Consider the following 11,098-nt stretch of genomic DNA (forward strand, 5'->3'; position numbering starts at 1 on the left):
TTGCGCAGCAGGTTGGCGTTGATCTCGTGCTCTTGCGCAATGCGCGCCACCGACACGCCTGGGCGCAATGCAGCCTCGACCAACGTGCGTTTGCCGCTTTCGTCGTAGCGGCGACGGCCATCCCTGCTTTGCCGAACCACCCTCAACCCTGAGTCTTTGTCAGCCATAGGTGTCCACCTCCAAATAGGTGGACACCTATGCTCCTCGCTCAGAGTCGCATTGGGTAGACGTCGATAATGGATCGCTTACCGAGAACCAGCTTGTGGTGGCGGAAGGGGACTACGTGATTGCGCATGGCCGGTTTTCCGGGAATGGCAGGCCGACCGCGTGGATTGCCGCCGATATCGTGCGTTTCGAGAATGGCCGGCTGGCCGAGCACTGGGACGTGCTCCAGGACGAGGCTGGTGCGGCGCAGTCCGTCAGCGGCCTGCCGATGTTCGGCGAACGTTTTCCGTCCTGATCTGCGCAGGTAACCGGCAGCCATGCACGCCCCATACCCGGCAGGCATGACCATGTGCCTACAAAGTCTTTTTTCTCTTGCCAGCCAGCGCATACATTACCCATCAACAGGCACCGCCCCACGAGATTTCCAGGCGGGTGACTGGATTGCAAAACATCACCCCATGCATTTCAGACATACCGGAAAAACGTCTGCTGGACTTACATCTGAAAGGATCGCAATCATGACCCGCCATACGCACCAGACCTCACCGACGCAGTACGTTGAAGCAAACGGCGTCCGGTTCGCCTATCGTCGCTTTGGGAATCCCGTCGGCGTACCGCTCGTGATGAATATCCACTTCACCGGCACCATGGATCACTGGGATCCCGCCGTGACCGACGGCCTCGCCGCCGGACGTGAGGTGATCCTGTTCAACAACGCCGGCATTTCGAGCAGTTCGGGCAGCGTTCCCGAATCGATCGAGGAAATGGCTGCCAATGCTGCCGCGTTTATTCGCGCGCTCGATCTTGAACAGGTCGACGTACTGGGTTTCTCGATGGGCGGCCTGATTGCCCAGACGCTTGCGATTGCGGAACCCACTTTGGTTCGCCGCCTGATCCTCGTCGGCACCGGCCCGCGCAGCGGAGAAGGCATGGCCTCGCTGACGCCCGAAGCCCAGGAAATTTTCGGCGCGACTTATGCCGAACCGGACCATCTCTGGCTACGCGTGCATTTCTCGCCGACCGAAACCAGCCAGGCGGCCGGGCGTGCGTTCCTCGAACGCTTCCGCCTTCGCACGGAAAACCGTGATCCGGCGGCCAACGAAGCCGTGGCACCGGCCCAGCTCGCGGCACTCGCGAAATGGGGCGCGCCGCAAGACAACCCGTACGCCTACCTGTCTGCACTCAGCCAGCCGACCCTGGTCGTCAATGGTGACAACGACGTGATCATCTACACGGTCAATTCGCTGATTCTGCGCCAGCACATCCCCAATGCCCAACTGATCATCTATCCGGACGCCAATCACGGCTCGCTCTATCAATACCCCAAGCGTTTCGTGGAAGACGTTTCCAGGTTCCTTTCCTGAGTCGCCAGTTACACCCACATTTGATCCCGAATTCAACAGGAGTTAATCGTGACTACTAATCTTCGCGGCAAAACCGCACTCGTCACGGGCGCTTCGCGCGGCATCGGCCGCGCAACCGCTCTGGCTCTGGCAGCAGCAGGCGCGCGCGTGATCGTGCACTTCGGCAGCGACGAGAAGGCTGCGAATTCCGTCGTCGAGGCGATCCGTGCGTCGGGTGGTTCTGCCGACAAGGTCGCGGCAGACCTGAGCGCGGCGAACGGCCCTCATGAACTGGCCCGTCAGGTACGCGGGCTGAATGGCGAGCGTCTCGACATTCTCGTTGCGAATGCCGGCATCTCGAAGGCCTCGTCGATCGCGGAAACGACGGTAGAGGACTTCGACCGGTTATTCGCCGTCAATGTGCGCGCCCCATACTTCCTCGTCCAGCAGCTGCTGCCTGTTCTGGGTGAAGGCAGCAGCGTGGTCCTGCTGTCCTCCCTTGCAGCTCGCGCTTCGGTCGGCAACCTGTCGGCGTATGCCGCAACCAAGGGCGCGATCGACACACTGGTCAAGCACTTCGCCGCATCGCTTGGTGAGCGCGGTATCCGCGTGAACGCCATCGCGCCGGGCGTTGTTGAAACTGACATGTCGAACTTCGCCAAAACCGATGCCGGGCGGGACTTCACCCTCGGCATGCAGGCCCTCAAGCGCGTGGCGCAGCCCGACGACATCGCAGGCGCAGCCGTTTTCCTCGCATCCGACGCGGCGCGGTGGGTGACGGGCGACACGCTGCGAGTCGATGGCGGCTCGAAGCTCTGATACCTGGAGGAGATGACCATGACGCATGCAGGTTGCCCGACCGTTGCCGCGAATCAAGGCGGGAACACCCGTCGATACGCGCATGTCGCGCTCGACCGCCGGGCCAGCTTCTGGGTCTCGGCCGGCGTGGTCGCGCATACCCTCTGGACCAGCGCGGCGCCGGCCATGACGTACCGCCTCTACGCAAGCGAATGGCATCTCACTCCGACGACCACGGCCGAAATCTTCGCAATCTACCCGATCGTGGTGGTCAGTGTGCTGATCCTCTTTGGTGACCTGTCCGACCAGATCGGCAGGCGCGCGACGATGCTGCTCGGCCTCGGCGCCTCTTTCGCCGGCGCGCTGGCCCTTGCGCTTGCGCACGATGTCTCATGGCTTTTCGTGGCACGGGCATTCATGGGCGTCGGCGTCGGCCTGACCGCCGGACCGTCGACGGCGGCGATGGTCGAATTCAACGAGAGCGGTGCGCCCCGGCGAGCCTCTGTGGTTGCCACGGCCGCCCAGGCCGCAGGCTTCGCGGCGGCGCTCATCATCGGCGGCGCTCTGACGCAATACGCGCCGTGGCCCTTGCACCTCGTTTTCTGGCTGCTGGCTTTGCTGATCGCAGCCTTGTTCTCGGTCACGTGGTTCCTGCCCCTGCCGGCAGAGCGCGGCGCCGCAGGCGGCTGGACGCCCAGTTTGCCGTCCGTGCCACAGCGCGCCCGCAAGGCCTTCATGGTCGCTGCGTTTGCCATGATCACCGCCTATACCCATGGCGTCATTATCCTGTCGCTCGGCGGACAGATCGCGCACGACCTGGTCCAGTCCCCGAACACGCTCGTCAACGGCTCGATTCTCGCGGTATTCGCCATCATGTCAGGCGTCGTGAGTTTGCTGGGCAAATCCCTGTCGACCCGGACGGCAATGATTGCTGGTGCCGCGGCGTCCGGCGCTGGCATGGTGTTGCTTGCGGTCGCAACGGCCCTTCACGGCATGACACTATTTCTGTCTGCGACCGCCTTGACGGGTACGGGCTATAGCCTGCTGTTTCTCAGTGCACTGGAAGTCATCAACCGCGCGACCCCCGGCGATCGACGAGGCGGCACCCTGTCGGCGCTGTATCTCCTTGGTTATCTGGCCGCCGGCATACTCGCGCCGATTCTGCTACGCGTGGCGACGGTTCACGGACTGGGCTTCGCCGTGTATCTGGGCGCCGGCGTCATCGCCGCCTTGAGCTTCGCCACGCTCACACTCGCGCTCGGCCTGCGTCGCATTGCGAAGGACGAGCGACGCTGATTCCCAACTGAAACGCCGAATCTGCTTCCCCGAGTGACATAAAGATCAGTCGATCCCGAGAAGAAGAGGAAACAATGAAAAACCCTGTCGATCAGTTCCCCGACGTGCTGCCAGGTGGCGCGTCGCCTTCCCCACGAGCTTTGCCCGGAAGAATCCTGCTCGAGCAATATCGCCTCGTTCGCGCGCGTACAGAAGCACTCGCGGCCCCGCTGAGTGATGAAGACCAGGTCATCCAGTCGATGCCGGACGCCAGCCCGACAAAGTGGCATCTGGCCCACACGACATGGTTCTGGGAAACCTTCGTGCTCGAGCAGAATCTGCCCGGTTATAGGCCGTTCGATCCGGATTTTCCGTTCCTCTTCAACTCCTACTACGAGTCGCTGGGCCCTCGCCATCCTCGTCCTCAACGCGGTCTCCTGAGCCGCCCCGGCAGCTCGCGGGTGGCAGACTACCGACATTACGTCGACCGGCACATCGAGGAACTGCTCGGGACGCTGCCGGTCGCGACATTGAACAGCCTCGAACCGCGCGTCAGGCTCGGCCTCGCCCACGAGCAACAGCATCAGGAGCTGCTCCTGATGGACATCCTTCATCTGTTCTCTCAGTCGCCGCTCCATCCCGCGTACAGGTCTGACTGGCCGCGACCCGATGCTGGTCGGCCGGGCAAATTTCGCACGCACGAAGGCGGACTGGTCTCGATCGGAGACGCGGAATCGCCGTTCGCCTTCGACAACGAACGGCCACACCACCGGACCTGGATCGAACCGTTCGAAATCAGCGACCGGCTGGTCACGAACCGGGACTGGCTGCGCTTCATGAACGACGGCGGATATACGACGGCTCGCCACTGGCTATCCGACGGCTGGGACCGGGTTCGAGCTGAAGGCTGGGATGCGCCGCTTTACTGGCGGCGTTCGTCCGCTGAGCAGGGCTGGACAGAAATCACGCTGCGCGGCCTCGAACCTCTGGATCTCGATGCACCCGTCATGCACATCAGTTATTACGAGGCCGCGGCCTTTGCGGCCTGGGCGGACGCACGACTGCCGACCGAGTCGGAATGGGAGATCGCGGCGCGGGCAGGCCTGCTCGAGCAGGCCGACGATGTCGCATGGCAATGGACCTGCAGCGCCTACATGCCGTATCCGGGATTCAAACCCACAGCGGACGCAGCCGGTGAATACAACGGCAAGTTCATGAGTGGACAGATGGTATTGCGTGGTGCCGCATTCGCCACTCCCGACGATCACACGCGCCCGAGTTATCGAAATTTCTTTCGGCCCGAGCAACGTTGGATGTTCTCAGGCGTGCGTGTCGCGCGGGACACTGCGTCCGGCAATGGTGACGGTGAACACGATCTGTTGTCCGGCACGGACGCGTTTGCTCGCGATGTTCTCGAAGGTCTGTCGCGTCCGGTCAAATCGCTGCCTTCCAAGTATTTCTACGATGCGCAAGGGTCGGCGCTGTTCGAAGCGATCTGCGCGACCCCCGAGTATTACCCGACGCGCACGGAAACGGCATTGCTCAAGGACATTGCGGCGCAGCTCGCCTCAGAGATTCCTGACCACGCCACCCTGGTCGAATTCGGCAGCGGTGCGAGCACAAAGACCCGGATCATCCTTGATGCCGCCCGGCAGATCGGCACCTACGTGCCGATCGATATCAGCACAGCGGCACTGAAACAGGCTCGGCAACGCATCGCCGACGCCTACCCGGCGTTGGTCGTCCGACCAGTCGCAGGCGACTTCACTCGGGACATGGCACTGCCCGACATGCACGGGCACGAAACCATGATCGGCTTCTTCCCTGGATCGACAATAGGCAATTTCGAGCCCGCCGACGCAATCGCCTTCCTGCGCTCGGCGAAGAAACTCCTTGGCAGTCAGGCAAAGCTCATTGTTGGCGTCGACATGGTCAAGGACGCGCCGGCGCTCCTGTCTGCCTACAACGATGAAGGCGGGGTGACGGCACGTTTCAATCTGAACCTCCTGCTCCGCATCAATCGCGAGCTGGAAGGAAATTTTGAGCTGAGCGCGTTTGCTCATTCAGCCATCTGGAACGATGATCTTAAGCGGATCGAGATGCATCTAGTCAGCCGGGCAAAACAGACGGTTCGCGTGTTGAATCATGATATTCATTTCGAAGCTGGCGAAAGCATGCACACCGAAAACTCGCACAAGTACACCACCGATTCGTTCCAAGAACTCGCGAGATCTGCTGGATGGGAAGTGACGCAATCCTGGGTGAGTACCGCGCCTCGGTTTGGCGTTTTTCTGCTCGAAGCCGTCGCACGACAATGAGCGCAGCAATTTCAGTTCAGCCGGTTCGACGGCAAGCGCAATAGCAGCCGACGCATGATGGTGTTAGCCGATCGAACGGCTGCTTTCAGGCCGCGACCGGCCGGTCGAATGTGGGAGCAAGAGCGACGACGAACGACGGCTCTTGGCCGACAGTTGCCCGACGGAGCAGGTCGCAGTCGACCCACGGTCCTTCAGTCACATCCAGACAACCCGCAGCGTTTGCCGTGCGCTGTGCGCTGTGCGCTGCGCAATAGGGCACGTGCGGCGCTCGCAGGGGTGGGCAGCGGGAGCGGCCGCCGTAGGCCCATCGAGGGTGAGCATGCCCGGGAGCCATCTCCTCATGAAATGCGCGCGCGACCTTTTCTGCGAGGTCGACCTTGCCTTTGCCCAGCGCTTCCAGCGCGCTCGGTTCACCCAGGGCCCCTCTGCGGCTGACAAAGAAGTCCCATTTGGTCCACCCGCGAGCGCGGTAGTTCGACTGCCACAGGCAAAACTCCCCATGCGCGAGCCGTCCCGATTTCGGGCATCTATCACGATATATCAGGGGGTTTAATATAGGTCGGCTGCGGAGACAACAATTCTCGCGTGCGCTTCATTGTCCAGGCGACTTCTGCGGCGGAAAAGTCCCATCTGCCACCTGTAACCTTGCGCAGCACGCTCGTCTCAACACGCCCCAGCGCGTCGTCCAACGACCAACCGAGCTCGGAGATCTTTTGCGCGGTGTATACCGCGAGCTGATGCGCAAGGTCTTCACACGCTTCATATCGCGTCGACAGTTCACACTCAGTGAGACCCGCGACATACCGGCCGTCTTTCTCGCGCCGCGCTAGGACCTTCGGCTGATAACCGGATACGGTTCCAAGCCACAGATCTCTCGGAAAATCATCAGGAACCGCACGGTTGTCGCTCATCGTCTGCTCCCAGATTCGACGTTCACGTTCGCCTGGACCTCCCCGTCGTCATCACGCGGGCTACAGAGGGATTCGCCTGTCCAAGTTGTTCCATCTCCACCCGGTACCCATATACGTGGTGGAGCCCCAATGCAATGGCACATGACCGTGAGTAGCCCCCCTCGCAGTGCACAACAATCGATACGATTTCTTCAGGCATGTCATTGACGAAGGACCAAATCGCCTGCGCTTGCTCCGCTGTGAACGCATCGCCGAGCTTTTCCGCAGCTCTTCTGGACAGGCTCGGGTTGAGGAAGTCAACGTCCGCAAAGCTCAGGCGCAGCACATGCTCGAAGCCATCGAGATCTGCCGGAGGCCGCTCAGGTGCAGTAATAGAGATGACGGCGATCGAGGGCAGCCGCGGCAGTTTCTCTGCATCAGCTCGAGACAGCGCAAACACCTGACGTGTGCCGGCCGCCGGCTTGTAGAGCTTGCCAACCACGTCCTGTAATCGCTGCGTCAAGGCTCCTCCGGCCCACCCTCCTCGTCGGTCTCCTGCGACTGCCGCCGCAGGCGCCCGATGCCCGACTCGATATCGGACCGAGACCATTTGTTGTCCCGTTTCCAATCCGACGGCACGAGTCCGAGCTGACGGGCCGTCGCTGCCGGCAGGCGCGGCAGGACGGTTCCAGCACGCGACCACGGGCCGTCAATCATCGTGACATCGGCCTTAATACCGTCGAGCTCGAGGTAGATAACGTCGTCGGCCTCGAGCAACTCTTCGTACAAGTACCAGTCGGGCAGCTCGCCTTCCTTGTCCTTGAAACGCAATGTGACTTTCGTGCTCATGGGCTACACCCTGGGTCGTAAACGAGCTTCGCTAGTTCGCTAGAGCGTCTTGAATGCCGTAAACGCGCTTCGCTAGCATCAGATCTGTCGCTTTCCAGCTTTTTTATACTCGCGTGCGATTGTCGGCGCGTCCGCAGCCAAAGCGCCGTAACGGTAAGGCCAACCCCAGCAGCGACAACAATGGCAAGTGCGTAGATCAGTCCGATTTCAAGCGCCACTATTCCAGTCTCCGTTTTCCTGTTCGGGCCTAGCCGTGCACGGGACCCACCACGTGATCTTTCGCGGCGTCGACTACGGCCGCGGCGTTCGTGGCCAGTACCTCGCGCGGGCGCCGGCCACGAAGCAGGCTGTTGGCCGACTCGAACCAGGAGGCGATGCGAAACGGCCTGTAGCCCTCGAAGACTTTCAGGACCTCCGCGACTTCAGCGATCGGGTTGCCGAGTTCGTCGAAGATGTACCGGGGGTAGAGGTTCTGGCCGGCGCGCTCGATCGCAAACACGCGGCCCTCTGTCTGCCAGCTCTGCACGAGCGGCGGCGACGTCAGCCAGTGCGTGCCGTTGAGCACCGCTTCGACTGCTTTCACCTCCTCGGCGCGCAGTTCGGGACTAATTGTCTGCTCCTTTGTTGGCGTCCATCGGAAGAAATCTAACCCCGAGCCCGGCGATCGCGGTTTGCCGTCGCTGTTACCCAGGAAGCGAAGCCCACACGCTGGGAAGCGCCGTTGAAGAAATCTCTAGGTCAAAATCGAGTGGGTAGTGCCGCAAAAGACGTATCGCCTCGTCTTGCACCTTCTGATGGTTGACCGGGGCGTCACCGGAAGCGAGCTTCTCTAGGAACTCGCGAGTTTGGACTACCGTCCGAGTTCGTTCGTATGGCGTGGTCATTTCCAAATGGGCCTTAGGTGAGGTAGCCGCAGGCCTCAGTCGCTTTCGTGCTCGGGACAGCGCGTCTGTATCCAGCCGTTTCGAATCACTTTGCCGCGATTGCCGCACACCTCACAGAGGCGCTTGCTCATCATTTCCGCAAGTCCGATCATCGCCGCCTGTTCGCCATCTGGTCCATTCGCGTAAAAGCGAAGTCCGCCGAATTTCTCTTTCACTTGACTGGCGACAATCTGTGGCGCCCCGCTCTTTGTTGCGTGCTGCAGGTTCAAACAGAGGACGTCTATCAGGTCATACCATCCGTCGCCGCACTCGAAACCCCGCATCGCAAATGGCGACGGCACAGGAGGCACGTCGGAATCGTCGGGATCGACAGTTGGTTCGACGGTAAAGATCAGGGGGTAGTCGCAGCGCAATTTGGCATCCAGTTCAGGCTTCATTGTTTTTTCCGTTGTTGGCACATTCGTACAAGCCGACGGAGGCGAGCGTCTCGTCGGCTTCTTTGAGCGCGGTGTCGAACTTCCGGCGTTTCAATCTCGGGAGCGTGACGCGCGCGCCCGCCACGAAGCAGTCTTGACTACGATCGCTATTCATGTCGGAATCCCATGCAGGATTCGCCCCAACATAGCTTCAACTTGTTCGGCGCCGGCGGCGTCAGTCACCATGGCTTCATAGGGTGTCCTGCCGTCGAGCTCAGGATGCGGGTAGCGCATCCAGGCGTCTGCGTCGGTCGCGTCATCCCAGACATACATTGCGAAACGTAGGATGCGCCACGCCTGGCTCGGTTTCTCGCGCGACGCTTTCATCTCATTCACAGACACAACGTTGACTGACGACTTCACGCAGCCAACTGGATCCGTCATCGACTTGGTGTTCTGCAACTGCTCGTCCGCTTCGAGGTGCAATCCATTCCTCTCGACGAACTCGTCGGTAGCTTTGAAGAAAGCACGAAGGAGATCGAAGTGGGGCGCATCGGCGACGGATGTGCGCGATGACGTGGCTCCGGCCAACATCAAGCCGCGCAGATCGGGGGGACCGTCGCCCCGGTCCCGGCGCGTAACCCGGCTCCACTCGCCCAGGATGGCTTTCACGCAGTGCTGGCAGAGATCGAGATCCATCTCGACGCTGTGACCAAAGACTGAGGCAAAGCCGCCGCGCCACGTGAGCGACATCCGTTCCTGCCATTCGCCATCGCTGGCTTCCGGCCTCATCAGCCGCCCGCACCCGTCGCAGATGCAGCCAGCTGTCTCGAGGGCAGCCTTCTGACGGTATTCGAGCATGCGCTACTCCTCCGGGTGACCAGACACGTTTTATGCAGGCTCCAACACCTGCTCCAAGGGGGCCTCTGGCACAAGGCAGTCATCGCAATACACACGACGCCAGTAGGATTCGCGAAACTTGCCGGACCTGCCGCAGCTCTCGCAGATATAGCGAGAACTCGCTACTGCGTTATCTATGTAAGTGCGAATACTTTCCGCCACATCCGCCGGGCACATGGACCCATGCTGAAACTCCACTTTGAGTTCCCCATCGAGTTGCGAGATTTCTGTGCAGTAGGGAATGACCGGGAAGGTCGCGCGGCCGGTTGCGAGCGCATATTCCAAGGCTGCGATCTGGTCCGGACGGTGGAATTGTTCGCGCCACAATGTGCGCAGCTCGGACTCGACGTCACGCGCCAGCGTTTCAATAACTGGAAACCAGCCGACCCCGCACTGAATACCAAAGTGCGAAATGTTGGTCGGGTATGACGAGGGATAAAGGGCTGCGCGGAAGAAGAGCGGGTAATTCAGCATCCATACGCGGGGTTGCGGGTGCTTAGCCATCTTAGTCATCCGGCGCACGGCTGCCGAGTTCTCGATTGACCGTGTGCGATGCTGCGCTCGGGGAGCAGTCACCAATAAATCTCCGACTTCGGCTTGCCGCGGGACGAACACATCCCTCGCGGAAAGCGATTGTGAAAATGAAGTCTCGCGCCGGCGCGTGACATTGACATTCGATGTTAGCGCGGCATACGAGTTGGATAACTCAGCCGCAAATGCTGGCCGAGCCCCCCTCAATTGAGGATTTCCCGAAGTGTAGTTGTGGGAATATGAACTGTAAAGAGTGCCACTTTATAAAGTGGCACTTTATACGCTGTAGATTTCGTGCCCGTGATGGGTAATGCTCCTGCCCCATATGGCAGAGAACATCACATCACGCCAGGCTTCATTTCGTGAGCGGCTCGCGCGGAATCTCAGATTCTTCCGCGGGCAACAAGGTTTGTCCCAAGAGGATCTCGCGGACCGCGCTGGTATTCATCGCACACACATCGGCCAGCTTGAGCGTGGGCGACGCAGCGTGACGCTCGATACGCTAGTGTCATTGGCTCAGGCTCTCGGCGTGGACGAACTCGAGTTGCTGGCTGAACGCGACGACGTCGCTGCTCCGGTGAAGCTGGGCAGGAAGAACAAGGTTCGCCAACAGCCAGAGGAAGGCTGATCGGCAGAAAAGGCGGTGTCCGTTTCGGCGATTCTCGCGCTCCCACGCACCGATTTCCTTTTCAGTCTCCATGCTCGTGCGCCCATTTGAGGCTCGTGACT

At 60.8% G+C, this 11,098-nt stretch carries 16 protein-coding genes and 1 pseudogene; 7 read left to right on the plus strand and 10 right to left on the minus strand.

Annotated elements, in window-relative coordinates; all coding sequences use genetic code 11:
* On the minus strand, positions 1–167 hold a 167-nt coding region (locus M3I54_RS25005; RefSeq protein ID WP_254340981.1), incomplete at its 3' end, for a transposase.
* A gap of 20 nt (positions 168–187) precedes the next feature.
* Here M3I54_RS25005 and M3I54_RS25010 point away from each other — a divergent pair.
* The 6 genes and pseudogenes from M3I54_RS25010 (at position 188) to egtD (ending at position 5,899) form a co-directional block, all read left to right on the plus strand.
* The gene (locus tag M3I54_RS25010) at positions 188–460 is read left to right on the plus strand and encodes an ester cyclase (RefSeq protein ID WP_254340861.1); all 273 of its coding nucleotides are present in this window, start codon (positions 188–190) and stop codon (positions 458–460) included.
* Between the two features lie 223 nt (positions 461–683).
* Positions 684–1,529: an alpha/beta fold hydrolase gene (locus M3I54_RS25015; protein ID WP_254340862.1), complete on the plus strand. Its 846-nt coding sequence runs from the start codon at positions 684–686 to the stop codon at positions 1,527–1,529.
* Between the two features lie 48 nt (positions 1,530–1,577).
* Positions 1,578–2,327 carry an SDR family oxidoreductase gene (locus M3I54_RS25020; RefSeq protein ID WP_254340863.1) on the plus strand — a complete coding sequence of 250 codons (750 nt, stop codon included), beginning with the start codon at positions 1,578–1,580 and terminating at the stop codon, positions 2,325–2,327.
* A gap of 18 nt (positions 2,328–2,345) precedes the next feature.
* On the plus strand, positions 2,346–3,602 hold the full coding sequence (locus tag M3I54_RS25025) for an MFS transporter (RefSeq protein WP_254340864.1): 1,257 nt from the start codon (positions 2,346–2,348) through the stop codon (positions 3,600–3,602).
* A 74-nt stretch (positions 3,603–3,676) separates the two neighbouring features.
* A pseudogene (gene egtB / locus M3I54_RS25030) lies at positions 3,677–4,921 on the plus strand (ergothioneine biosynthesis protein EgtB); the annotation flags it as partial.
* Positions 4,895–5,899, plus strand: a complete 1,005-nt coding sequence (egtD, locus tag M3I54_RS25035) for an L-histidine N(alpha)-methyltransferase (RefSeq protein WP_375542203.1) — start codon at positions 4,895–4,897, stop codon at positions 5,897–5,899. The pseudogene egtB and the gene egtD, both read left to right, overlap by 27 nt.
* A 530-nt stretch (positions 5,900–6,429) precedes the next feature.
* On the opposite strand, the gene M3I54_RS25040 is transcribed toward egtD, so the two are convergent.
* From M3I54_RS25040 to M3I54_RS25075, 9 genes are all read right to left on the minus strand, one after another.
* Positions 6,430–6,810: a hypothetical protein gene (locus M3I54_RS25040; protein WP_254340865.1), complete on the minus strand. Its 381-nt coding sequence runs from the start codon at positions 6,808–6,810 to the stop codon at positions 6,430–6,432.
* Positions 6,811–6,832: 22 nt separating this feature from the next.
* Complete coding sequence (locus M3I54_RS25045; protein WP_254340866.1) at positions 6,833–7,312, minus strand: hypothetical protein; 480 nt, start codon at positions 7,310–7,312, stop codon at positions 6,833–6,835.
* Positions 7,309–7,638: a hypothetical protein gene (locus M3I54_RS25050; RefSeq protein WP_254340868.1), complete on the minus strand. Its 330-nt coding sequence runs from the start codon at positions 7,636–7,638 to the stop codon at positions 7,309–7,311. Before M3I54_RS25050 ends, M3I54_RS25045 begins: the two co-directional genes overlap by 4 nt.
* Positions 7,639–7,885: 247 nt before the next feature.
* On the minus strand, positions 7,886–8,221 hold the full coding sequence (locus tag M3I54_RS25055; RefSeq protein ID WP_254340869.1) for a hypothetical protein: 336 nt from the start codon (positions 8,219–8,221) through the stop codon (positions 7,886–7,888).
* Positions 8,222–8,321: 100 nt separating this feature from the next.
* On the minus strand, positions 8,322–8,522 hold the full coding sequence (locus M3I54_RS44925) for a BPSL0761 family protein (RefSeq protein WP_302059126.1): 201 nt from the start codon (positions 8,520–8,522) through the stop codon (positions 8,322–8,324).
* A gap of 35 nt (positions 8,523–8,557) precedes the next feature.
* Positions 8,558–8,959, minus strand: coding sequence for a hypothetical protein (locus M3I54_RS25060; protein ID WP_254340870.1), 402 nt, complete (start codon positions 8,957–8,959; stop codon positions 8,558–8,560).
* Positions 8,949–9,113, minus strand: a complete 165-nt coding sequence (locus tag M3I54_RS25065; RefSeq protein WP_254340871.1) for a hypothetical protein — start codon at positions 9,111–9,113, stop codon at positions 8,949–8,951. The genes M3I54_RS25060 and M3I54_RS25065 overlap by 11 nt, the downstream gene beginning before the upstream one ends.
* Positions 9,110–9,799 carry an MbcA/ParS/Xre antitoxin family protein gene (locus M3I54_RS25070; protein WP_254340872.1) on the minus strand — a complete coding sequence of 230 codons (690 nt, stop codon included), beginning with the start codon at positions 9,797–9,799 and terminating at the stop codon, positions 9,110–9,112. Before M3I54_RS25070 ends, M3I54_RS25065 begins: the two co-directional genes overlap by 4 nt.
* A 30-nt stretch (positions 9,800–9,829) precedes the next feature.
* Positions 9,830–10,342, minus strand: coding sequence for a hypothetical protein (locus M3I54_RS25075; RefSeq protein WP_254340875.1), 513 nt, complete (start codon positions 10,340–10,342; stop codon positions 9,830–9,832).
* A gap of 337 nt (positions 10,343–10,679) precedes the next feature.
* Between M3I54_RS25075 and M3I54_RS25080 the strand changes: the two genes are divergently transcribed.
* A complete protein-coding gene (locus M3I54_RS25080) occupies positions 10,680–10,997 on the plus strand; it encodes a helix-turn-helix domain-containing protein (RefSeq protein WP_254340877.1) in 318 nt (105 codons plus the stop codon).
* Positions 10,998–11,098 lie beyond the last annotated feature (101 nt).

Origin of the sequence: Paraburkholderia sp. CNPSo 3274 (assembly GCF_024206475.1) — a bacterium.
GTDB lineage: Bacteria > Pseudomonadota > Gammaproteobacteria > Burkholderiales > Burkholderiaceae > Paraburkholderia.

Bases quoted from the DNA above. Each gene is read 5' to 3' on its own strand.
- M3I54_RS25015 (WP_254340862.1), top strand. From the start codon at position 684: ATGACCCGCCATACGCACCAGACCTCACCGACGCAGTACGTTGAAGCA.
- M3I54_RS25025 (WP_254340864.1), top strand. From the start codon at position 2,346: ATGACGCATGCAGGTTGCCCGACCGTTGCCGCGAATCAAGGCGGGAAC.
- egtD (WP_375542203.1), top strand. From the start codon at position 4,895: ATGTTCTCAGGCGTGCGTGTCGCGCGGGACACTGCGTCCGGCAATGGT.
- M3I54_RS25040 (WP_254340865.1), bottom strand. From the start codon at position 6,810: ATGAGCGACAACCGTGCGGTTCCTGATGATTTTCCGAGAGATCTGTGG.
- M3I54_RS25050 (WP_254340868.1), bottom strand. From the start codon at position 7,638: ATGAGCACGAAAGTCACATTGCGTTTCAAGGACAAGGAAGGCGAGCTG.
- M3I54_RS44925 (WP_302059126.1), bottom strand. From the start codon at position 8,522: ATGACCACGCCATACGAACGAACTCGGACGGTAGTCCAAACTCGCGAG.
- M3I54_RS25060 (WP_254340870.1), bottom strand. From the start codon at position 8,959: ATGAAGCCTGAACTGGATGCCAAATTGCGCTGCGACTACCCCCTGATC.
- M3I54_RS25065 (WP_254340871.1), bottom strand. From the start codon at position 9,113: ATGAATAGCGATCGTAGTCAAGACTGCTTCGTGGCGGGCGCGCGCGTC.
- M3I54_RS25070 (WP_254340872.1), bottom strand. From the start codon at position 9,799: ATGCTCGAATACCGTCAGAAGGCTGCCCTCGAGACAGCTGGCTGCATC.
- M3I54_RS25075 (WP_254340875.1), bottom strand. From the start codon at position 10,342: ATGGCTAAGCACCCGCAACCCCGCGTATGGATGCTGAATTACCCGCTC.
- M3I54_RS25080 (WP_254340877.1), top strand. From the start codon at position 10,680: ATGCTCCTGCCCCATATGGCAGAGAACATCACATCACGCCAGGCTTCA.